The sequence below is a fragment of the Adlercreutzia equolifaciens genome (assembly GCF_029076695.1).
Lineage (GTDB): Bacteria > Actinomycetota > Coriobacteriia > Coriobacteriales > Eggerthellaceae > Adlercreutzia > Adlercreutzia equolifaciens_A.
Genome location: NZ_JARFIK010000002.1, coordinates 497,536 through 520,804, shown reverse-complemented (window position 1 = coordinate 520,804; position 23,269 = coordinate 497,536). Strand labels below are relative to the sequence as shown.

The following is a 23,269-nucleotide window of genomic DNA, read 5'->3' as shown; positions in this document are numbered from 1 at the left end:
CCCCTAGCCCTTCGCGCGGCGAAAGCACCAGAACAGCGCAATAATCAGGGTGCCCATGGCCGGCACCAGCATGATGAGCCACATCGAGCTGTAAGCCGACACCTGCGACCCCAGGGAAAGCGCCAGGGACTCCACGACGGCGCCGCCTATCAGAGGACCGGCCATCGTGCCCAGATCAAGCCCCGTGAACATGGTGTTGCTGGCCGCGCCGCGATGCTCCACCGACACCGAGGCGAGCCCCATGGACTGGAGCAGCGGCGCGCAACAGCCGAATCCCGCCGAGCCGAAGACAGCCGCCGCCAAGAAGCCCCCCAAGTCGTGCGCTTGGGACAGCAGTCCGTAAGATACCGCAAAGCACACCACGCCCAGCACGAGCACCTTCGGCGTCCCCACACGATCGGCCATGGTGCCGAACACCGGCCGCGTTACCACCAGGCACAGCGCATACACAATGAAGAAGACGCCCATGTCGGCCACGCCTCGCTCGTAGCCGTACAGCACCACATAGGAAGCCATGCACGAAAAGGAGGTTCCCAGCAGCATAAGGGCCGCGGCCTTGCTGACGGCCTCACGGGCGAACATACGCGACAGCTTCAGCTGATAGGGCAGGTGCTCGCGATAGGGCTCGCGAATGAGGAAGATACCGCCCATGGCCACCAACAACAGCGCGGCCGCCAGAAAATACGCCGCCGAGAAACCCACGAAATTCACGAGATAGAGCCCCGTAGCAGGACCGATGACCTGGGCAAAGGACTGAGCGAGCGCGTAAATGCTAATACCGCTGGCAAACTTGTTCGCCGGCAGGAATTCCGACACCAGCGACATGGCCAGAGGACCGCCGCAGCCAATGCCCACGCCGTGCAGCAAACGCACCGCGCACAGCGCGCCCAAATCGTCCACCACGCCATAGAGAAACAAAGACAGGCAGATAATGCCCTGAGCGCCCAAAAGCAGCTTCTTGCGCGAGAAGCTGTCGAACGCCGGCCCCGCAAAGGGACGCACCAGCAACGCCGAAAGTGTGAAGGTGCTGACCACCACGCCCACCATGGAGGCCGAGGCGCCCAGGGAATCGGCGAACACCGGCAGCGTGGCATTGGCCATGAACGCCGCCATGGACTGAAAGAAGTTCACCGCCATGAGCACCACAAAGGGCACACTCCAAATGGTGTCTTTCCCGTTAGCCACGATTCCTCCGAAATCACTCTTCAAATAAATAGCAGTATGGCGATTCCCATTATTATAGATTTCAGCGTTGACGGCCCCTGTTTTTTCACAAGCTTTAGAAGAGACGCGCCGCAAAGATTGCTCGATCGCGCCCGCCTAAGCGAGGCCTCCGAGATCTACCGTCAAAGTAGTTGCCCCCTATATTTCGCTGAGTGCGTTATCCTGTTGCAGATAAGTTGGTGAGAACACCTCAGAGAACGAAAGCCGCTCTGCGTTTCTCTTGCCGAGCGGTGCACATAGCAAGGTACGAAACAATTATGACACTCGATGACAGCCAGTCAGCCATACTTAGCGTTCGCACAGCACGGAAGCCCTCCGCAAACTCTACTCGACCTCCTAGGCCGTCCATAGGGCAGCACGCTCGAGTCGGAAACACCTCGGTACAGCTTGATAGCCGCCGAATCGTCAAAGTGGCGGCTCTCTTATTCGTGCTGTGGGTCCCCTGGCTTGTTGCGCTGTATCCCGGATCAATGATTTGGGACACCTATTACCAGATTTGGCAGTGCTATCCCGAAGGCCATCCGATCTATTTCATCCCCTGGGGTCCCACAGAGAGCATCATAGATAACTATTTTTCAGATCATCATCCTATTTTCGATACATTGGTTTTTGGTGCTTTCGCACGCGCCAGCGACCTCCTCTTTGGCTCGTGGAATTACGGAGTTTTCGCTTTTGTTCTCCTGCAAGCCGCTGGAACCGCCGCGGCGCTCGCTGCGGGGATCGAGTATCTTCGGGCGATGGATTGCCCTCGAGCCCTGAGAGTTGGCATTGTAGCCCTCTACGCTATCCTGCCCTTCTATGGCTGCTACGCGGGAACGATGATCAAAGACACGTTCTTCTCCTGGCTCTATATACCGTGGTTTCTTATCGTGGTGGAAACCGCACGCACTAAAGGGCTATGCCTCAACAAGCGCTCTACCTTCCTGTGGTTCTTAAGCCTCTGTCCCCTCCTGTGCCTTACGAAGAAGACGGGGGTATATGTTGTGGCCTTCACCCTTGTGGTGCTTGGTATATCGGCACTGCTGGCCTGGAGGAAAAGAAAGGGAACGCCCCGCCGCAAGCCAAGCATCCGAAGCAGGAACCGCAGAGGAACAGACCCTGCGAAATCAGCCTGCTGCCGCATGGCAGCCTGCTTCGTCAGCTCTCTCGCTTTGATGTATATCGTACTTCCGCTTTGCGTCTTCCCGCTGCTTGACGTTGCTCCAGGGGGCAAGCAGGAAGCTCTGGGATTGCCGTTTCAGCAAACCGCTCGTTTTGTTCTCGAGCACGGTGATGAGGTAACCGAATCCGAGCAGCAGGCCATCGATAAAGTACTGGGTTACGACGACCTGGCCGAGCGCTACAAGCCCGGTTGGCATGATCCGGTCAAATACGGCATGAACCTGGAGAGCGACACCTCCGACTTCTCAGACTACTTTCGCGTCTGGATTGCCCAGGGCCTTCGGCACCCAGAAACCTATTTGGCAACCTTTATGGAAACGGCATCACCCTACCTTTTGCCAGGCGGAACAATTAACATTCATAGAGACACCGGCGATGTCGAGCACTCTGGCTCATCGCTGATTTGGAGACCAAAGCGTCTTGACGTGTATCGAGAATTCATGATGGGCCTCTATGATTCAGAGTCAAATTTGCCGATCGTGGGAGCGCTGTTTCAAACATGGCTCTACGCCACGGCAATCCCTCTTTTGAGCTTCGTCATTTTACTCAAACGCAAATCGCCGATCTTGCCTTGCTACGCGGCAGTTATCGTCTCCCTAGCCGCCTGCCTCATTGCGCCCATGTTTGATGCGAGATACGCTCTTCCCTTGATTTATACTTCGCCCCTTCTCCTGGGCCTTGCATTTTGCCGCAAGCTTCGCAAAGACACACGGAGAGCCCAGCCAGAGCCGCCATTGAAACGCGTCCCTACGCTTACTCAGCATCGCTCACATGAGGTACGAGGGGCAGGAAGCGGACCTGGAAATCATCCTGGAAGCTTCGGCAGGTATCCAACAGCCAGCCCGGCTCCTCTCCGTAGTTTGCCAAACCACGGTAATAGAACTGCTTCATATCGTCGCGTACGATAAAAGGCACGATGCCGATTCGGAGGCACTCCTTGAACATGAGCATGCGGCCGATACGCCCATTGCCATCCTGGAAGGGATGAATGCGCTCGAAGCGCGCATGAAAATCGACAATCGCCTCAAACGTGCGCGCGCCGCCTTCGTAATCCTCCAGCAGCGCCTGAATCTGCGCAGGGACATCCACGGGAGGCGTTGTCAGTACGCCTCCTACTTCGTTGGGCAATGTTTTAAAGACACCGGGCTGAAAAACAGGATCCGACTCGGCTTGCTGCGTCCCGCGTTTCAACGTCTCGTGAAAGGAGAGCAGCAGATCGACAGTCAAGGGATCACTGGCTATCTCCAACATCTGATCGAACAGGCGAAAATGGTTCGTCGCATCCTGGATATCAGCCAGTCGTGCATGACCGTCGATGGTACGTGTCTCGAAAATCTGCCGCGTCTGATCTTCGGTCAGTCGCGAGCCTTCAATGTGATTGGAGTTGTAGGCCAGCTCAACCTGGGTCTTATGGTAGATGTTCCCCTCAAGCCCCAACCGTTGCTGACGGCGATACTCTTCCAGAAGCGCAGCCATAGGGGTCTACACGTTGAACTTGAAGTGCATGACATCGCCGTCCTGCACGACGTAGTCCTTGCCTTCCTGGCGCAGCTTGCCCGCATCGCGGCAGCCCTTTTCGCCGCCCAGGGCCACGTAGTCCTCGAAGCTGGCCGTTTCGGCCTTGATGAAGCCGCGCTCGAAGTCGGTGTGGATGACACCGGCGGCCTGCGGGGCCTTGGCTCCCACGGGAATGGTCCAGGCGCGGGTCTCGGTCTCGCCGCTGGTGAAGTAGCTTTGCAGGCCCAGCAGCGCGTAAGCCTCGCGGATGAGGCGCGCCAGACCGCTCTCGCCTAAGCCCAGAGCCTCCATGTACTCCTTGGCCTCGGCGGGATCCATCTCGGCCAGCTCGGCGATGTCGGCCTCCACCTTGGCCGAGATGGGCACGGGCGTACACCCATCGATTTCCGGCAGCTCGGCGGACACGGCGTCTTCATCAACGTTGGCAATGTAGAGCATGGGCTTCATGGTCAGCAGATGCAGCTCGTAGATAGCCTCTACCTCGTCGTCGGAAAGACCCAGCGTGCGGGCGCGATGACCCTCGTTGAGGCCTGCCAGCACCTTTTTCGCCGCCTCCAGCTTGGCTACGCCAGACTTGTCGCGCTTGGCCTCTTTCTCCAGACGGGGGATGGCCTTCTCCACCGTGGCAATGTCAGCCAGGATAAGCTCGGTCTTGATGGTGTCCACATCGGAGAGCGGGTCCACCTTGCCGGACACGTGGGTGACATCTGGATCGCCGAAGAAGCGCACCACTTCCGCAATGGCATCGGTCTCGCGAATGTTGGCCAGGAACTGATTGCCCAGGCCCTCGCCTTGGGAGGCGCCGGCCACCAAACCGGCAATATCCACGAACTCCACCGTGGCGGGCACGATCTTTGCCGGGTGGTCGATTTCCGCCAGGGCATCCAGGCGGTCATCGGGCACGGGCACGATGCCCACGTTGGGCTCGATGGTGGCAAAGGGGTAGTTGGCCGCCAGACCGCCCTTGTTGGTCATAGCCGTGAACAGCGTGGACTTGCCCACATTGGGCAGTCCCACGATACCAATGGAAAGAGCCATTATATTTCCTCACTAATGAGCTTTCAGAATTTTCGTCGCCCTATTATAAATCTAATTATCCCAATTCGCAGGTTCGCCCAAGGAAGACAGCGAGGGTCCGACAGGTGCCTGCAATTGGCCCGCCTTTGGGCCAAGTTGGCTTGAGCCAACGCCGTGCCCAAAACAAGGGTCAAGTGCAGGTGCCTGTCGGACCCGCAGCGTCGAGGAGGGTTAGAAAGTCGAAGCTTTCTAACCCTCTGATTTACATGCTGAAGAACCCGAACTGAGCGGCCACGTAGGCCACCAGGATGATGATGACCAGGACGGGAGCGATGTACTTGATCATGATGGTCCAAGCACCGGCCGCCTTGAACGGCGCAGAAATGCGCACCTCGTCGATGATGGCCTTCGGCTTGATGATCCAACCCACAAAGATGCAGGTGAGCAGCGCCACGATGGGCATGAGCACCGAGTTCGAGATGAAGTCGGCGAAGTCGAGCATGCTGGAGCCCTCGCCGAGCGGCTCGATAAAGGACAGGCCGTTGTAGCCGGCGTTGATGATAGAGCCTGCAATAACCACGAAGGCGATGATGATGCCCAGGGCCTTGCCGCGGCTGCACTTCATGCCGTCCTGCACGATGGACACCAGCGTCTCAGTCAGCGAGATAGCGCTGGTCAGAGCCGCAAACAGCACCAGCAGGAAGAAGACGAAGCCGATAACGGCGGCCATGCCCTGCATATCGGCGAACACGCCGGGCAGCGTGATGAACATGAGTGACGGGCCGGCGGCGGACGCCACGGCGTCACCAGAGCCCATGGCCACGAAGGCAGCGGGCACGATCATGAGGCCGGCCAGGAACGACACGCCCAGGTCGAAGCCGCCGATGCGCACCACCGAGGACGTGAGGCTGTCCTGCTTGCGCATGTAGGAACCGTAGGTGATCATGATGCCCATGGCCAGCGACAAGCTGTAGAACATCTGGCCCAGAGCCGAAATGACCAGCTCGGGCGAGAACTTGCTGAAGTCCGGCGTCAGGTAGTACAGCGCGCCGTCAACAGCGCCCGGCATGGTCAGAGTGTAGATGGCAATGGCGATGGCCATGATGATAAGCGCGGGCATCATGAACAGGTTGGCCTTCTCGATGCCGCCCTTTACGCCCAGGCCCACAACAACGAACACGAGAATCATGAACACGAGCATCCACACGTAGCTCTCCACGTTGCTGGTGATGAAGCTGGTGAAGAATCCACCGCCGTCGGCCAGAGCGTCGGCGCCCACGCCCAGATACGATGCAGCGTACTTCGTCACCCAACCGCCGATAATGCAGTAATAAGGGGTGATGATGAACGGCACCGCGCTGGCCAGCACGCCGATGAACGTGTACTTCTTGCCGAAGCTGCTGAATGCGCCGATGGCGGACTGGCCCGTCTTGCGACCGAGGGCCGTCTCAAGCAGCAACAGCGAAACGCCGAAGGTGAACACCAGCACCAGATAGGTAATAAGGAAGGTGCCGCCGCCGTACTTTGCCGCCAAATAGGGGAAACGCCACATGTTTCCCAGGCCCACGGCCGAGGCGGCCGCCGCCAAAATAAATGCCCACTTACCCGACCAGGAAGCGCGCTTCTCCATACTGCCTGCCATAAATTCCCTTTCCTTCTCGGGGTCCATTTGCCCCGCCCCAATAAACAATCTGAAAATAAGTGGGAAGATTATAGCGCAGATGCCCCTGAGCGCCCTCGACACGGGGGTCGGCGGCAGAACGGCCCCCTTCAAGGAGACAAGTCAGACGGTTGGCTGTCTCAGGCCCAAGCCGCTGCGCTTCTACTGCTCGAACAGCTCTACGGCGCGCTCGAGCTCGGTTACGATGGGGATGTGCTGGGGGCACACGGTTTCGCAGGCGCCGCACTGGATGCAGGCGCTGGCCTTGCCGTCGCCGGTATTCCAGTTGTAGTTCTCCTGGGCGCGATAGGCATCGCCCATCTGGTCGTGGATGTTGAGCGACTGCATGATGGTGTTGATGTGCACGCCCTCGGGGCATCCCTTCATGCAATAACGGCAATCGGTGCAGGGCACGCCGGGCATGCTGGTCAGCACCTCGCGAGCTCGGTCGATCACCTTATACTCATCTGGCGTCAGGGGCGGGCAGTCGCGCATAATGGCGGCGTTCTCCCCCACCATAGCCGGCGTGTTCATGCCAGAAAGCACGGCGATAACGTTGGGCAGCGAGCCTGCGAAGCGCAGCGCCCACGACGCCAGCGGTGCGCCTGGCTCGGCCTCGCGCAGCACATCGGCCACGGCGTCGGGCAGTTTTACCAGGGTACCGCCCTTCACCGGCTCCATAATGACCACGGGCAAGCCACGCTCCTGGCACACCTCGTAGCACCGACGCGATTGGATGATGTCGCTTTCCCAGTCTACGTAGTTGATCTGCAGCTGCACGAAATCAACCTCGGGATGCGCATCGAGCACTTTCTCCAGCTCTTCGGCGTTATCGTGAATGGAGAAGCCGAACTTCTTGATCTTGCCCTCGGCCTTCATTTGAGCGCAGAACTCCCACAGGCCGTACTCCTCGAAACAGGCCGTCAGGCTCTCGCCCAAGTTGTGCAGCAGGTAATAGTCGAAGTAGTCGATACCGCACTCGCGCAGCGACTTGTCGAACATAGCCCGGGCGTGATCGGCATTTTTGGCCAACCAGGCCGGCAGCTTCGTGGCAATTTGGAAGGAGTCGCGCGGATAGCGTTCCACCACGGCCTTCTTAAGCGCCCACTCGGACTTGCCACCATGATAGCCGCGAGCCGAGTCGAAATAGGTGAAACCCGCGTCCATGAACACGTCCACCAGCTCGCAAGTTTTCTCGATATCGATCGAGGTGGGATCATCGGGATCCGTCAGCGGCAAGCGCATGAACCCGAATCCCAGTGGTGCCAACTTCTGCTCGTCCGCCATAGCAGCCCCCTTCATGGCGCGCCAGCCCTCGCGCCTGTGAAACGCAGCCTCTTGTGCGGCCGCGCAAAATACCGTGTCGCCATCATAGCACGGCCGACTGCTCTGGGAAAACAAACAAGAGGTAGTAGTATACGCTGGCTCTTCCGAAGCGATCGTACACCCGCAACACGGGCCCGCGACGGCAGAGGGCATCAAAAGCAGCAGAAGGCCCCTAGCCCAGCGGCAGCGCCTCGTCCCCGTAGTGCACCGACCAGAACACGAGGCCCTGGGCCGGGGCGTTCTCCCCCGCCGCCTGGCGGTCGCGCGCCGCCAGCACCTCGGCTACCCAGTCCGGTGTGCGCTGGCCGCGCCCCACCATCACCAGCGTGCCCACGATAGTGCGCACCATGGAGTGCAGGAACGCGTTACCGCGCACCGTGATGATACGGTGCGGCTCGCCCATAATATCGGCCGCAGCAAACGAAATCTCGCTCACGTTACGGCACGTGGGCTTGCCGACAGCCGAGGCGGCCATGCAGAAGCTCTTGAAGTCGTGCTCGCCGATAAGGTGCCGGGCACCAGCCTCCATGGCGCCCACATCCAAGTTCGGCCCCACGAACCACGAGGTAGCGGCCGTGAACACCGGCGGCGTCTCCCCCGTAGCCAGAAAGTACTTGTACTCGCGCCACTCCGCGTCGAAGCGCGCCGAGAAGCCCCGCGGCCGCTCCTCCACCATGCGCACTATCATGTCATCGTGGGTCAGGGCATTAAGCGACTTGCGCAGAGTACGCAGGGCACGGCCGCGCAGCTCCTCGCGATCTACCTCGAAGGACACCACCTGGCCGCGAGCATGCACCCCGGCGTCGGTGCGTCCAGAGCACACCACGTCCACGGGACGACGGAACAGCAGCGCCAAAGCCTGCTCCAGCTCGCCCTGCACCGTCAGCTGCCCCGGCTGCTTCGCAAAGCCGGCGAAAGGCGCCCCGTTATAGGACACCGTCGCCGACAGCGTCACCTCGCGAGCGCACTCAGCAGCCCGCTCCTCCAGCGAAGGACGATGAATTAGTTCTTCGGCCATCATTCTCAACCTCACTTGTCGTGGCAAAGTCAGCGAGAGGCTCTGGCGCGTTTCAGATTCGCCCGCCTTCGCACCAAGTTGGCTTCGCCAACGCCGTGTGCGAAACAAGGGTGAAGATGAAATGCGCCAGAGCCTCGCAGCGTCGAGCAGTCCGTGCGTCCCGCAAGGGCGCACGGAACGCCCTACGCAATCATGGCCTCGGGGCCGAACAGGTCGCGAATCTCGGCCTTCAGGATGGGCGACTGGGCGTCCACCGATACCGGCAGCTCGGCGCGGAACTTGCGGCCGTCGGCCTGCTGCACCATGAGCACCACCCCATCGCGTCCCGGATAGGAGCGCAGAATGCGATTGAGCCCCGCCGAGCGATTCTGGTCGAAAGAGCGGGACGGCACCGACAGCTCCAAGTGGCTCGGGCGCGCGTCCTCCTCGTTCAGCTCCAGCGCCTCCAACTCGAAGGCCATAATCTGGTTGCCGCGATCGCCGCTCTCGAACTTGCCCTTGATCTTCGCAATGACATCCTCCTGGATGACCTCGGCGAAGTCGTCGTACTTGAAGCAGATGCACTCGATGGAGCCCGTGGTGTCCTCCAAGGTGAAGGTGGCCATCTTGGTGCCGCGCTTCGTCAGCTTCACCACCACATTCGAGATCATGCCCACAAACACCGCGTTGCGAATCTCCTTCGTACGCTCGGACAAATCGCCCATGGTGAACTTCGACAGACGCGCCAGCGTGCCCTCATAGGGCTGCAGCGGGTGCTCACTGACGTAGATCTTCATGATCTCCTTCTCGTAGGCCAGCTTGGTGCGCTTGTCCCACTCCACGCCGTCGGGCTCGGGCACGTCCTCCTGGAAGCCGGAGTCGGCGTCGTCAGCGAACATATCGAACATGGACACCTGGCCGTTGTCGCGGTCCTTCTGGCGCTTGGCGGCTCCTTCCAGGAGCGGCGTCTCGTCCACGAAGTACATGAGCTGCTTGCGGGTGTAGCCCGTGGAGTCGAAGGCACCGCCCTTGATGAGCGATTCCAGCGTCTTGCGGTTGTAGCACTTCGAATCCAGGCGGTTCACGAAATCGTGGAGCGAAGTGAAGGGCCCGTTGGCCTCGCGCTCGGCGATGATCTCATCGGCCACGTTCTTGCCCACGCCGCGCACGCCCACCAGCCCAAAGCGAATACCCTCTTCAACAGGGGTGAATTCGGCGCGCGAAGCGTTGATATCCGGCGGCAGTACTGGCGTGCCATTCTTGTTGCAGCTGGCAATATAACGGATGAGGCGGTCGGTGTTGCCCATGTAGCTGGTCAGCACGGCGGCCATGAACTCATGGGGGTAGTGGGCCTTCAGCCAGGCCGTGCGCATCACCAGGATGGCGTAGGCGGCGGAGTGCGATTTGTTGAAGGCGTACTTCGCGAACTTCTCGGCGTCGGCCCAAATTTGCTGGGCCACCTCGAGCGAATAGCCGTTCTCCACGGCGCCGGAATCCCAATCGGCCTGCAGCTGGCGCATGATGTCCAGCTTCTTCTTACCCATGGCCTTGCGCAGCTTGTCGGACTTGCCGGCGGAAAAGCCGCTCATGACCATGGAGATCTGCATGATCTGCTCTTGGTAGACCATGGTGCCGTGAGTCTCCTCCAAGATGGGACGCAGGCGGTCGTCGTAGTAGTGCACGTTGGCCGGGTTCTTCGCGGCGGCAATGTAGTCCTCCACCATGCCGGACTCCAACGGGCCGGGACGGTTCAGAGCGATGGAGGCCACGACGTCAGAGAACTGCTTGGGAGGCAGGCGCTTGAAAAGGCTCACGTACAGCGCGCCCTCCACCTGGAACAGGCCGTCCATGTTGCCCGACTGCATGAGGCGGAACGCCTTCTCGTCGTCGGTGGGAATTTCCTCGGGGACAATCTTCGTGCCGAAGCGCTCCTCGATGTTCTTGCAGGCAATGGACAGCACGTCCAGGGTGCGCAGACCCAGGAAGTCCATCTTGAGCAGGCCCAAGTCCGGCGTGTAATGACCGTCGTACTGGGTGATGATGCCACCGCCCTTGGTGTCGCGCTTCATGGGCACGTGGTCGGACATGGGATCGCGGCAGATGATGGTGGCGCAGGCGTGCACGCCCTCGCCGCGCACGTGGCCCTCGATGGAGCGCGCCGCGTCGATGATGCGCTTCACATCCTCTTCGGTGTCGTAGGCCTTCTTGAGATCGGGGTTGGTGTCGAGCGCTTTGTCGATGGTGATGCCCAGCTCGTCGCCGATCATCTTGCAGATACGGTCGCCCACGCCGTAAGGGTAGTCCAGCACGCGAGCCGAGTCGCGCACGGCGTTCTTGGCCTGCAGCGTGCCGAAGGTGATCACCTGGGACACGTGATCCTCGCCGTAGACGTCCTTGATGTGGTTGATAACCTCTTCGCGGCGCCCCTGCTCGAAGTCGACGTCGATATCGGGCATCTCCACGCGCTCGGGAGAAAGGAAGCGCTCGAACATGAGGCCGTTGGGCATGGGGTCCAAGTCGGTGATGCCCATGGCGTAGGCCACGATGGCGCCAGCGGCCGAGCCACGGCCCGGGCCCACGCCAATGCCCTGGGAGCGGGCCCACTCGATGTACTCCTGCACAATAAGGAAGTAGGCCGGGAAGCCCTGCTGGATGATGATGCCCATCTCGTAATCGGCCTGCTTCTGCTCGCGCTCGGGCACAGGCACGCCATAGCGCTTCTCCAGGCCCTCCTGCACGCGCTTGCGGAACCACGATTCCTCGGTCTCGCCCTCGGGCAGGGGGAACTTCGGCAGAATGGGCTCGCGCTCCAGGGTGACGTCGCACTTGGCCGCCACTTCCACGGTGTTGTCGCAGGCCTCGGGGAAGTCGCGCATGGCCTCGCGCATTTCCTCCTCGGTCTTCATGTAGAACTGGTCGTTCTCGAACTTCATGCGCTTGGTCTCGTTGACCGTGGAGCCGGTGCCGATGCAGAGCATGATGTCCTGGGCCACCGCATCTTCCTTCAGCAGGTAGTGGAAGTCGTTGGTGGCAATGGTCTTCAAGCCGGCGGCCTGGGCCACCTTCGTCAGCTGATGGTTGAGCTCGGTCTGGGTAAAGCCGGCATCGGTGCGGATGCCCTGATTCTGCAGCTCGATGTAGAAGTCGCCGGGCTCGAAGCAGCTGGCGAACTTCTTGGCCCACTCCACGGCGTCATCGAAGCGGCCCTGGTCGAGCAGCTTCGGGATAACGCCGGCGATACAGGCCGAGGAGCCGATGATGCCCTTGCCGTACTTCTGCAGCATGGAGAAGGTGGTGCGGGGCTTGTAGTAGAAGTTGTCCACGTGGGACTCGCTGACCAGCTTCAGCAGGTTATGGTAGCCCTCGTTGGTCTTGGCCAGCAGCAGCAAGTGGTAGAGCTTCGGCTTCACGTCCTTGCGCAGGCTCTCATCGACGGTGAAGTACACCTCGCAGCCGAAGATGGGCTTCACGCGCTTGCCCGTTTCCTTCTCCACGGCGTCGCAGGCGTCGGACAGCTCCACCATGCCGGACATGACGCCGTGATCGGTAACGGCAACGGCGGGCATGTCCAAATCGGCGGCGCGGCGCACCATGTCTTTGATGTGCGTCAATCCGTCGAGCAGAGAGTATTCCGTGTGGTTATGCAGGTGTACGAATGCCATGCGTGCTAAACCCCTTCGTTCAGGCTGCGGCGCACGGAGCCAGGGCGACCCGGTCGTGCGCGTCTCTCGTGTCTATCGGCCCGACGACCCTCACAGGGGCGGACCGAGCGAGCGGGAATCGAATGTGGTTCCAATGCGATTGAGGTGCGATTCACATGCGAATAGGCTCAGAAAAATCTCCGTTTATTTCGCAAGCCATCATACCAGCCGCCACCCCCGCCAGGTGCGAACAAACCGTGAGTTTTGCATGGATTGCAGGTTGAAGCGAGAACGACGTTGGGGCAAAACGTTTAGGGCGTTGAGCCGGAGCGGTCTGCGGCCACCCGATGCACCTACGCTTCACGCCTAACTGCCGCAATAGCAGGTTCTTCGCGCGACCTGTTATTGCGGGCACATCACTCAGTGAGCATTCACCACGGCACTTCTTCATAGTTCAGGCTGAAATCCTCGCTCATCCAGTCAAAGAACTCGTCGCAATCGAGTATGCGAACCAGTCCCTCTGGGAAATCCTTTTGATTGCGCGTGATCACGGCGTCGGCATTGAGGGCCAACGCCACTTCAACCAACAGGTAATCCTCGGGATCCTTCCACGCCGCCGCAAGGGTGAGGTCGATTTCGCGATCGGACACGGCAAACACATTGACGAAGGTACGTAGCTCACGCAAGTGCTTCACAACCTCTTCGACCTGGCCTTGCTTGCCCCCATCCGAAAGAATGTAGATCAAGTCGGTGATCTGAGACGAAGCGAGCCAAAGTTCGAACTCCCCCACCCGTCCGCAGATCATCAGGAGGCGCGCCTTTTCATAGAACGGTTCGCGCTCGTTCAAAAAATCGATCACGATGTTGGTGTCGAGCAGCAGCTTTGCCATCGCCACCTTACATCAGCCCCTTCGCAGCAAGGCGCTCCCGCTTAACTTCTGCTTTGGACATCGTGTCGAAACGAGACGCTTTCTTTCGCGAAAGACCATCAACAAAGTGCGCGGCCGCTTGCCACCGGTCAGCAGAGGGCGCTTCCGTTTCAGCACTCAGAAAATCAGCATTGCCTTCTTCGATAAGCCTGTCGAACATAAGGTTGATGGCCTGAGACGTGTTCAAGCCCTCCCGCTGTAACACCCTCAGACCCTGCTGCTTTTTCTTTTCGGCCACACGGCCCGTCACCATCGCATCGCCCATAGCGACCTCCTTTCGTTGTTGTACATTATAAGTATTACAACGGAGAAGGCAATTACGGAATCGCGCTTACCCCAACACCCCGTACTTTACGCGGACGCGGTTGAGGATGCGCAGGAGCGGATTGGCTACGAGCAGCAGCGTCAGGAACGTGGCGGCGCCGTGGATGATGTTGATGGGCAGGCCAGCCAGGTAGATGGCGACAGCACTGGCCGGCGTGATAGCGGATACCATCATGAAGAGCGAGCAGGTGTCGAGGAGCGGGCCTGCCACGCACACCACCAGGAGAAATCCACCCGCCGCCAGCGCGAGGCGCTGCGGCCAGGTAAGGGCGCCTCGCTTGACGAGCCCGCGCCGCACCAGGGCATCCGTTGCCACTCCTGCCGCCAAACCGCCGGTGCCGAACGCCAGCATTTGCCAGGGAGTCCACGGCCCCTGGCCGAACAGCAGGTTGCTCACCAGCATGGCACCGGCTCCCACCAAAAACCCGGTGCGGCCCCCGAAGGCCATGCCGGCAATCATCACGATGGCCATGGTGGGCTTGAAATGCGGAATGGGCGCGAAGGCCACGCGGGCTATCACGGCGAGGGCAATGAGCGTTGCCAGCACCACCAATTCACGTGCCTCGGGCTTGCGCCGCTCAAGATCGACGAAGAAGGGCGCCAGGGCGCAAAGCACCACCAGAGTGCTGGTCAGATAGTAGCTGAGCCCCAGCCACGCCCCCATGGCCACAATCAGCGCCGAGAGCCCAAGCGCCCCTGCCAGCGCGCCTTTCACGAAGTCCTCCCCTCGCCACAGCCGCGCACTACGTCGTCTACCGTGATGCAGTCAGGCAGCAGGCCGCGACTCATGCGATTGGCCGCTGTGGTATAGAAGCTATTGGCGGCGAAGAACGTGAGCGACGCACCCTCGGAGACTATTTCGCCATCGAACAGCAGGGCCACGCGATCGGCATGACGGGCGCAAAACTCCACGTCGTGGGACACCATGAGCACGGTGATGCCCTGGGCCGTCAATGAGCGCAGAAGCTCCGCCAGCGATTCCTTGCGCGCACCATCGAGGCTCTTCGTCGGCTCGTCCAAAAGCAGCAATCGCGGCCGAGCAAGGAGCACCTTAGCCAGGGCCACCCGCTGCTGCTCGCCGCCGGACAAATCGAAGGGATGAGACTCCATCAGGCTCTCGATGCCGCACTGGACTGCGATGGCCTGGCGATACGCCTCCCAGGCGGCTCCCCCGCTCGGCGCTGATGTTGCTTCTGAGGCCTCTCGGAGAACTTTGCCTCCGAGCATCAACGTCACCTTAGAGGCCTTCCCCGTGGGTTCTTCGGCCGCCGGCGCCTTCGCAGTCTCCCAAACCAGTCGCATCTCCTCCAGTTCTCGCGCCACCGTATCGTGGGCAAAAAGACTGCGGGGATCTTGCGGCAGAAGAGCAACTCCCGGCACCGCACGGCCACGGCGACCGCCCACCTTGGCGCCCAATACGTTCACCTGGCCGCGATAGGGGCACAGCGAGCCAGTCGCCAGCCGAAGCAAGGTCGACTTTCCAGCCCCATTGCCGCCCATCAGCGCGAAGAGCGAGCCCGCAGGCACCGTTAGCGAAGCCCCGCGCAGGACATCGCCTTCCTCGCGATCGTAGCGAAACCAGAGATCGGTAAGCTCGAGTGCTGCTTTGTCGGAAGCCGTCCTCACGCCTTCAGCAAGCATGACCGAATCGCAGGAAGACGCATCGCTTCGCCCTCGAACGGCTTTCGGACGTTCAGACGAACAGGGGGCGCCGTCCGTGTCCGCTTTGTTCGCAGCCTCCGCAGATAAAGCACCACAACAGCTTTCAGGTGAAGTGATCGCAGCACCTTCCACGCTACGCGTCTCCTCACCCAGCCTGTCCCTCAACCAGCCCCGTCCCTCGCGAACCGTCAGCGGGAGCTCCCGACCACCGTCGCCTTCCACCGCCAGCGCCACCTGGGCGGGCGCGGGCAGCGACGGGGCCAAAGCGCTCCCCTGCTCCCACAACGCCTGCGTTACTCGGCGCGGCTCGCCCTGAGCCACCAGCTGCCCCTCATCCAGCACAATCACCTGGTCGGCCAGCGGAAACACTTCGTCTAGGCGGTGCTCGGCCATAACCACCGTGCATCCCAATTCCCGATTGATCTTCGCCACAGCGCCCAGGAAATCGGAGGCCGCGATAGGATCCAACTGCGCCGTCGGTTCATCGAGCAGCAGCACGTCCGGATGCATCGCCATGACCGCCGCCAAGTTCAGTAGCTGCTTCTGACCACCGGACAGCTCGTCCGCCGAGCGGCGAAACCAGGGTTCGATACCGAAGAAACCGGCCATCTCGGCCACGCGCAGCCGCATCTCGGCCGGTGCCACGCCCAGGTTCTCCAACCCGAAGGCCAATTCATGCCACACGGTGGTCGACACCAGCTGGGCCTCGGGGATTTGCATGACGAACCCGATGCGCGCCGCTTGCTCACACGCTGGCACCTCCCCGAGCAGACGGCCGTCGAAGAAGACGCCACCCTCAAGTGCTCCGTGGGGCGCCAAAGCCGACTTCATAAGCCGCAACAGCGTCGTCTTCCCGCAGCCGCTAGCACCCGCCAGCACGGTAAAGGACCCCGAAGACACCTCAAAGGTCACGTCCCGCAAGGCCGCCATACTACCAGTCTCCGTCGCTGGATAAGCAAACGTCAGATGCTCGATGCGATAGAGCGCCATCGGATCACCCCCGCCCCTTGCCACGCGAGCGGCGTGCAAATCAACAGCCAGTAGCAAATACCCGCACACACCGACAGGGAACCAACGGGCGCGAAAACCACCTCAGGAAAGAACGACACCGCCAGGGCCCCCAAAGCTGCAGCTGCCAGCACTACCGCCGCTAGCGCAGCAACAATGCCCGCCAGCAGCCCATCAGCCCCGCGAAACCTCACCACCTGATAGCATGTGCGCCCCGGCAGCCCAAAACCGCGGCTTTTCATGGAATCCGCCGTGATCACTCCGTCCTCAAAGGCGGCAGCCGTCACCGACCCCAGCACAAGGCCGCCTTCGCGAACCCGCAGCCCCAACGAGGCGCCACCCCCCAAGCCCACGCCAGCACGCGCTTGCGCCACCCGCGCCACCTTGCGTCGCAGAGACGTCACCAAGCGCAAAGACAGGGTCAGCACCAGGGTCAGCGAAGGAGCCCAGCGGCCGAAGAGCACCATCAGCTTATCCGGCGTCAGCACCAAGGACAAGCTGGCAAACCAAAGCAGAGTCTGCGCCAGCATCAGCGCAGTCGAAACGCCCGCCACCAACGCTTCCAACGTGTAGGGCCGGCCGCCCCACCAGGTAAACAGCACTGTCTCGCCGCGCGTATTGAACAAGGGATTCACCAGGGCCACAAGCACGGCCAACCCCAGAGCACCCGCAACAAGCCGGGCGGCCCTAACCCCGTCAAGCACCAGCAATAGCGCCGCAGCGCCGACAACGCCCAGCACCTGAAACAGCGGATTGTCTACAACAAAGCCAATGGCCAACACCGCTGCAAAATAGCCCAGGGCCACGGCCGGGTGCCAGGCACTTATACCGAACTGGTTGCTCACCAGCATCTCACTTCCAGGACTTCTTACGGGATCGGTGTTCCGACTGCGGCCGACGAGCCCCCGCTCTAAGCGGTAGCCGCAGCCTCACGGTTCCTGGGAGAGCGCAGGATTCCCACCCGCTTTCCCGAAGCCTTCGCCCCGCCGCGCGCCCCAGCGCCCAGCGGTCCCAAGCCAATACGTTTCCGCCATGGTACCACAGACTTCGCCGGCCTCCCCCGCCGCCCCAGCCCTATCCCTCCCCAGCGCACAAGAAAGGGGACCCTGAAGGGTCCCCTGTTCGTAGCAGTGGCAAGCGATCGAAATCGCCTCACCGAAGCGGTCGGAAGCTCTCGATCCGCCGCGCACCCGAAAGCAGGCGGCCGATCGTACTTCCTTACGCGGCAGCGCCGCTTACTTGGTTCAGCTGCGCCTCGCACCAAGCCAGCTTCTTCTGGTTGGTAACGAGCGTGGCCTGATCCTGCGGATCGTTCTTCTGCTCAAGATCCGCAATAACCTTGCGGCATTCCTCGGCCTCGGCACGCACCGCGGCCTCGTCGATGTCCTCGATGGCCGTACCGAAGCGCGCCAGCACGGTGACCTTGTCGTCCAGCACGGACGTGGCCCCGCCCATGACCAGGAACTGCTTGGTATCGTTCTCACCCTGCTTCAGGGTAAGGACGCCGCCCTCGCGATTGAGGGACACCATCAGCTCGTGGCCCGGCAGCACGCCGAAGTAGCCATCGGCACCGGGAATACCGGCATAGGTGATCTCGCCCTGGAACAGAGCGCGATCGGGAAGAGCCACCATGCAGCCCAGAGAAGCCATTAGTTGCCTTCCTTCTGCATGGCGTCGTAGGCCTCGTAGACCTGCTCGATGGCGCCCTTGTTCACGAAGCACTGCTCGGGAATGTGGTCGCACTTGCCATCGAGAATCTCCTTGAAGGAGCGCACGGTGTCCTCAACCTTGACGTACACGCCGGGCAGGCCCGTGAAGACCTCGGCCACGTGGAACGGCTGGCCCAGGAACTTCTGCACCTTACGGGCGCGGTTAACCGTCAGCTTCTGGTCCTCGGACAGCTCGTCCATACCCAGAATGGCGATGATGTCCTGCAGGTCCTTGTACTGCTGCAGAATCTGCTGCACGCCCATGGCCACGTCGTAGTGCTCCTGGCCGACGATCTCGGGATCGAGGGCGCGGGAAGTGGACTCCAGCGGATCCACGGCGGGGTAAATGCCCAGCTCGGCAATGGAGCGGGACAGAACCGTCTTGGCATCCAGGTGGGTAAACGTGGTAGCCGGGGCCGGGTCGGTCAGGTCGTCGGCGGGCACGTACACGGCCTGCACCGACGTAATGGAACCGGTCTGCGTGGAGCAGATGCGCTCCTGCAGGTCGCCCATCTCGGTAGCCAGCGTAGGCTGATAGCCTACAGCGGAGGGCATACGGCCCAGCAGAGCGGACACCTCGGAACCGGCCTGGGTGAAGCGGAAGATGTTGTCGATGAACAACAACACGTCCTGGCCCTGGTCACGGAAGTACTCGGCTTCCGTCAGGCCGGCCAGGCCGACGCGCAGACGGGCTCCCGGAGGCTCGTTCATCTGACCGTAGACCAGGCAGGTCTTCTCGATAACGCCGGAGTCGGTCATCTCGAGGTAGAGGTCGGTACCCTCACGGGTACGCTCGCCTACGCCGGTGAACACGGAGGTACCGCCGTGCTCCTGGGCCAGGTTGTTGATGAGCTCCTGGATACACACGGTCTTGCCTACGCCAGCGCCGCCGAACAGACCCGTCTTGCCGCCCTTAACGTAGGGCTCGATGAGGTCGACGACCTTAATGCCGGTCTCGAAGGTCTCCGTGGTGGTGACCAGCGTGTCGAACGGCGGGGCGGGGTGATGGATGGGGCGCCACTCCACGTCGGTGGGCATGGGCTTGCCGTCCACGGGCTCGCCGAGCACGTTCCAGATGCGGCCCAGGGTCGCCTGACCCACGGGCATCATGATGGGGGCACCGGTGTCGGTGGCCTCCAGGCCGCGCACCATACCGTCGGTCGACGTCATGGCCACGGTACGGACGATGTCGCCGGGGAGGTGCGTCTGCACCTCGAGCACGGTGGACACTTCGCCCGAGGGGGTTTGTGCCTTCACGGTAAGGGCGTTGTAGATGGCCGGCATGGCGTCTGCCGGGAACTCCACGTCTACAACAGCGCCGACGATACGGACGATGCGTCCGACGGCGCCTCCCTTGGCCGCTTCAGTAGAAGTGTTATCAGCCATTTAATCCTCCAAAGCTGCGGCACCGCCCACGATCTCGGTGATCTCGGTGGTAATAGCACCCTGGCGCACGGTGTTGTACACGCGCTCCAGCGTCGAGACCATCTCGTTCGCGTTATCGGTAGCCGATTTCATCGCGTTGCGGCGAGCGCCTTGTTCGCCCGCTGCCGAATCGAGCATCGCGTAGTAAAACGCGTTGTTCAGGTAGGCGTTCATCATGTAGGACATGACCGACTCCGTGCTCGGCTCGAAGTCGATATCGCCCGGGATCGAGGAATCGTCCCTCTCGCGGAAGGACTTGAAGATATCCTCCTCCTTGGCCGTGAGGCCCAGCAGGTCGGCGTAGGATTCCTCCTTCACCGGCAGCACCTGCTGCTCCACCAGGGTCTGCTCGGCGGCGTTCTTCGCGTGGTTGTACACCACGAACACCTCGTCGAGCTGGCCCTCGGCGTAAGCCTTCATCACGTAGCTGGAAAGCTCGGCCGCCTGAGAGAACTCAGGGTCGGCGGAGTATCCCGCGAAGGAGAACACCGGCTCCACCTTACGGTAGGTGAAGTAGCCGATGGCCTTCTTGCCACAGGCCGCAACCTCTACCTCGGCGCCCGCGCGCTGCTTCTCCTTCATGAGCTTTTCCACGTAGCGAAGCACATTGGTGTTGAAACCGCCGGCCAGGCCGCGGTCGGAGGTGATGGCCACGATAAGCACGCGGCGCACCTCGTCATGGACCTGCAGCAGCGGCTCATTGTCCAGATGAGCGTACTTCGCCGTGTTGATGAGCATGTCTGAGATGGCGACCGCCCAAGGCAGCGCGTTTTCCACGCGCTCGGAGGCACGGCGAATCTTAGCAGCAGCGACCATTTCCATGGTGCGCGTGATCTGCTTCGTCGAGGAGACGGATTTGATGCGCCGTTCGATGTCATGTAAGTTGGGCATGGTCTACCTGCCTTACGCCGTGGCGTCGAAGGACTGCTTGAAAGCGGCGATGGCAGCCTTCAAGTTGGTCTCGATCTCGTCGGTCAGCTTCTTCTCGGTGTTGATGGCGTTGATGATCTCGGGCTTGGAAGCACGCAGGCTGTCCAGAAGCTCGGTGCGGAAGCGCACCACCGCGTTGAGCGGCAGATCGTCGAGGAAGCCCTCGTTACCGGCGAAGATGGCGATGACCTGCTCGGCCACGGGCATCGGGTTGTAGCGACCCTGCTTCAGAAGCTCGGTCATGTGCGAACCGCGGGTCAGCTGATCCTGGGTAGCCTTGTCCAGGTCGGAACCGAACTGGGTAAAGGCCTGCAGCTCGCGGTAGGACGCCAGGTCCAGACGCAGGGAGCCGGCCACCTGCTTCATGGCCTTGATCTGCGCGGAACCGCCAACGCGGGACACCGAGATGCCTACGTCGACAGCGGGGCGCTGGCCCTGGAAGAACAGGTCGGTCTGCAGGAAGATCTGACCGTCGGTAATGGAGATCACGTTGGTGGGAATGTAGGCGGACACGTCGCCGGCCTGGGTCTCGATGATGGGCAGAGCCGTCATGGAGCCGCCGCCGTTCTCGTCCGACATCTTCACCGCGCGCTCCAGCAGACGGGAGTGCAGGTAGAACACGTCGCCCGGGTAGGCCTCGCGTCCCGGAGGACGACGCAGGGTCAGCGACATCTGGCGGTAGGCCACAGCCTGCTTGGACAGGTCATCGTAGACGATGAGCACGGCGCGACCGCGGTTCTCGGCGGAGGCGAGCTTGCCGTCCTCGCCGTTGTAGACGAAGTACTCGCCCATGGCAGCACCGGCCATGGGGGCGATGTACTGCAGCGGAGCGGAGTCCGAAGCGGTAGCGGCCACGATGATGGTGTTCTTCATGGCGCCATGGCGCTCGAGGGTCTCCACCACGCCGGCAACCGTGGAGGCCTTCTGACCGATCGCAACATAGATGCAGATCATGTCAGTGTCCTTCTGGTTGATGATGGCGTCGATGGCGATAGCGGTCTTACCCGTCTGACGGTCGCCGATGATGAGCTCGCGCTGGCCGCGTCCGATGGGCACCATCGAGTCGATGGCCAGGATACCGGTCTGCATGGGCTCGTCTACGGGCTGACGGGAGATAACGCCGGGAGCCTTGAACTCCACGGGGCGCGTGCCCTCGGCCTTGATGGGGCCCTTGCCGTCGATCGGCTGGCCCAGCGGGTTCACAACACGGCCGAGCATGGCCTTGCCGGCGGGAACCTCCACGATACGACCGGTCGTGCGGACCTGGTCGTTTTCCTTGATTGCGGTGACGTCACCAAGAAGCACGGCGCCGACCTCGTCCTCCTCGAGGTTCTGGGCCAGACCGTACACGGTCTTGCCGCCCTCCCCGACGAACTCGAGCAGCTCGCCGGCCATGGCATCACGGAGGCCGTCGACGCGAGCAATACCGTCGCCGACCTGGATGACCGTACCGACCTCGCGGGACTCAACGCTGACGTTGAGCGCCTCGAGCTGCTTCTTCAAAGCGGCGTCAATGGACTGTGCGGTGATTTCAGTCACTAGCATTCACCTCCATCTGATGTGTCTTTGAGGACGTGGCGGGCACGGTTGAGCTGCGAGATCATGCTCGCGTCAATGTAGTTCCCGTTCACGTCCATGATGATGCCGCCCAAGATAGACTTGTCGATGCGCTCGCGCAGCACCGCCTTCTTGCCCAGGTCAGCCTCTGCTTTTGCAATAATGAGTTGGCGCAGCTCATCGTCGAGGGAAACAGCGGTCACCACGTCGACCACGCACAGACCCAGCTTGGAGCCGATCTGGTCGCAGAAACCCTCGTACACGCGGGGCAGCAGGTCGGCCTGGCCGCGCTCGGCCATGACAGCCATGACCTCGCGCAGGGCCAGATGGCAGTCGGCGAACACCGACTCCACCAGGTTGCGACGCTGCTCGGGCGTGTAGTCGGAATTCGACAGGCTCAAGGTGAGCTCGAGGTCGGAGCGCATCAGACGAATGATCTCGCCGAGCTGCTCGCGAACCGCCAGCACTGCCTCTTGACCGCCGGCTTCGTTGGCGCTGTCGAACAGCACCGATGCGAAAACCGCGACTTCCTCTTTAACGACAAGACGATTAGTTGCCATTGAAACTACCCGCCTCTTTGATATAGCGCTCGATGACGGCACGATGCTCGCTCTCGGAGAGATCCTCCCCGATGAGACGCGAGGCCACGTCCACCGACGTATCGGCAATCGAGGACTGAAGCTCGGCAATGGCCTGCTTCTTCTCGGCCTCGATGGCCAGACGCGCCTTGGCGATCATGTCGGAAGCCTCGCTTTGGGCCTGGGCGGTGATGTCGGCCTTCACGGCTTCACCGACGGCACGGGCATCCGCAATGATCTGCGTGGACTGAGCCTTGGCATCAGCCAGCTGCTTCTTGTACTCAGCCAGTACGCGCTCGCTTTCGATCTGCGCTTCCTCCGACTTCTTCAGGGCCTCCCGAATGGTCGTCTCGCGCTTCTCCAGCATACCGTTGAACATGGGCCAACCGAACTTCGCCAATACAATCCAAAGGATAATGAAGGCGATGAGCATGGGCACGAATTCCAACGGATCGGGAAGGATAGCGGCAATGCCACCGGTCGCTTCCTCGTCACCAGAGGCAAACGCGAGCGCAGGAAAAGCAGCGTTGAGGGCCAGAGCACCAGCGGTGATCTGCGCAACTGCTTTTTTCGCTCTTGTTTTCACGTGCAAACCTCCTTCTA

The 23,269-nt window shown here is 61.3% G+C and carries 18 protein-coding genes and 1 pseudogene; 1 reads left to right on the top strand and 18 read right to left on the bottom strand.

The window, feature by feature from the left end; translation table 11 throughout:
- Positions 1-3 precede the first annotated feature (3 nt).
- Positions 4-1,185 (bottom strand): MFS transporter, encoded by a 1,182-nt coding sequence (locus PZH32_RS07965; RefSeq protein ID WP_275207414.1) that lies wholly within the window; start codon positions 1,183-1,185, stop codon positions 4-6.
- A 296-nt stretch (positions 1,186-1,481) separates the two neighbouring features.
- Here PZH32_RS07965 and PZH32_RS07960 point away from each other — a divergent pair.
- Positions 1,482-3,092, top strand: a pseudogene (locus PZH32_RS07960) (DUF6020 family protein); the annotation flags it as partial.
- Positions 3,093-3,138: 46 nt separating this feature from the next.
- On the opposite strand, the gene PZH32_RS07955 reads toward PZH32_RS07960, so the two are convergent.
- The 17 genes from PZH32_RS07955 to atpF all read right to left on the bottom strand — a co-directional run bounded on the left by PZH32_RS07955 (position 3,139) and on the right by atpF (position 23,252).
- Entirely contained in the window at positions 3,139-3,861 is a 723-nt protein-coding gene (locus PZH32_RS07955) for a Fic family protein (protein WP_275207413.1), read from the bottom strand.
- A 6-nt stretch (positions 3,862-3,867) separates the two neighbouring features.
- Positions 3,868-4,941 carry a redox-regulated ATPase YchF gene (gene ychF, locus PZH32_RS07950; protein ID WP_275207411.1) on the bottom strand — a complete coding sequence of 358 codons (1,074 nt, stop codon included), beginning with the start codon at positions 4,939-4,941 and terminating at the stop codon, positions 3,868-3,870.
- Positions 4,942-5,182: 241 nt separating this feature from the next.
- Positions 5,183-6,562, bottom strand: a complete 1,380-nt coding sequence (locus PZH32_RS07945; RefSeq protein WP_275207410.1) for a sodium-dependent transporter — start codon at positions 6,560-6,562, stop codon at positions 5,183-5,185.
- A 180-nt stretch (positions 6,563-6,742) separates the two neighbouring features.
- On the bottom strand, positions 6,743-7,867 hold the full coding sequence (locus PZH32_RS07940; protein WP_275207409.1) for an aldo/keto reductase: 1,125 nt from the start codon (positions 7,865-7,867) through the stop codon (positions 6,743-6,745).
- A gap of 211 nt (positions 7,868-8,078) precedes the next feature.
- Complete coding sequence (truA, locus tag PZH32_RS07935; RefSeq protein ID WP_275207407.1) at positions 8,079-8,924, bottom strand: tRNA pseudouridine(38-40) synthase TruA; 846 nt, start codon at positions 8,922-8,924, stop codon at positions 8,079-8,081.
- 182 nt (positions 8,925-9,106) lie between these two features.
- Complete coding sequence (gene dnaE, locus PZH32_RS07930) at positions 9,107-12,565, bottom strand: DNA polymerase III subunit alpha (RefSeq protein ID WP_275207406.1); 3,459 nt, start codon at positions 12,563-12,565, stop codon at positions 9,107-9,109.
- 410 nt (positions 12,566-12,975) lie between these two features.
- Positions 12,976-13,434, bottom strand: coding sequence for a PIN domain-containing protein (locus tag PZH32_RS07925; RefSeq protein WP_275208215.1), 459 nt, complete (start codon positions 13,432-13,434; stop codon positions 12,976-12,978).
- A gap of 7 nt (positions 13,435-13,441) precedes the next feature.
- Entirely contained in the window at positions 13,442-13,738 is a 297-nt protein-coding gene (locus PZH32_RS07920; RefSeq protein ID WP_275207405.1) for a type II toxin-antitoxin system RelB/DinJ family antitoxin, read from the bottom strand.
- A 66-nt stretch (positions 13,739-13,804) separates the two neighbouring features.
- Positions 13,805-14,512, bottom strand: coding sequence for an ECF transporter S component (locus PZH32_RS07915; RefSeq protein WP_275207404.1), 708 nt, complete (start codon positions 14,510-14,512; stop codon positions 13,805-13,807).
- Positions 14,509-16,449: an ABC transporter ATP-binding protein gene (locus PZH32_RS07910; protein ID WP_275207403.1), complete on the bottom strand. Its 1,941-nt coding sequence runs from the start codon at positions 16,447-16,449 to the stop codon at positions 14,509-14,511. Before PZH32_RS07910 ends, PZH32_RS07915 begins: the two co-directional genes overlap by 4 nt.
- The gene (locus PZH32_RS07905; RefSeq protein ID WP_275207401.1) at positions 16,422-17,318 is read right to left on the bottom strand and encodes an energy-coupling factor transporter transmembrane component T; all 897 of its coding nucleotides are present in this window, start codon (positions 17,316-17,318) and stop codon (positions 16,422-16,424) included. Before PZH32_RS07905 ends, PZH32_RS07910 begins: the two co-directional genes overlap by 28 nt.
- 367 nt (positions 17,319-17,685) lie before the next feature.
- Positions 17,686-18,117, bottom strand: a complete 432-nt coding sequence (locus PZH32_RS07900) for a F0F1 ATP synthase subunit epsilon (RefSeq protein WP_275207400.1) — start codon at positions 18,115-18,117, stop codon at positions 17,686-17,688.
- Positions 18,117-19,562 (bottom strand): F0F1 ATP synthase subunit beta, encoded by a 1,446-nt coding sequence (gene atpD, locus PZH32_RS07895; protein WP_275207399.1) that lies wholly within the window; start codon positions 19,560-19,562, stop codon positions 18,117-18,119. The genes PZH32_RS07900 and atpD overlap by 1 nt, the downstream gene beginning before the upstream one ends.
- Complete coding sequence (atpG, locus tag PZH32_RS07890; protein ID WP_275207398.1) at positions 19,563-20,492, bottom strand: ATP synthase F1 subunit gamma; 930 nt, start codon at positions 20,490-20,492, stop codon at positions 19,563-19,565. It lies immediately after the preceding gene.
- Positions 20,493-20,504: 12 nt separating this feature from the next.
- Positions 20,505-22,076, bottom strand: coding sequence for a F0F1 ATP synthase subunit alpha (gene atpA, locus PZH32_RS07885; RefSeq protein WP_275207397.1), 1,572 nt, complete (start codon positions 22,074-22,076; stop codon positions 20,505-20,507).
- Positions 22,070-22,648: an ATP synthase F1 subunit delta gene (atpH, locus tag PZH32_RS07880; protein ID WP_275207396.1), complete on the bottom strand. Its 579-nt coding sequence runs from the start codon at positions 22,646-22,648 to the stop codon at positions 22,070-22,072. Before atpH ends, atpA begins: the two co-directional genes overlap by 7 nt.
- A complete protein-coding gene (atpF, locus tag PZH32_RS07875; RefSeq protein ID WP_275207395.1) occupies positions 22,638-23,252 on the bottom strand; it encodes a F0F1 ATP synthase subunit B in 615 nt (204 codons plus the stop codon). The genes atpH and atpF overlap by 11 nt, the downstream gene beginning before the upstream one ends.
- Positions 23,253-23,269 lie beyond the last annotated feature (17 nt).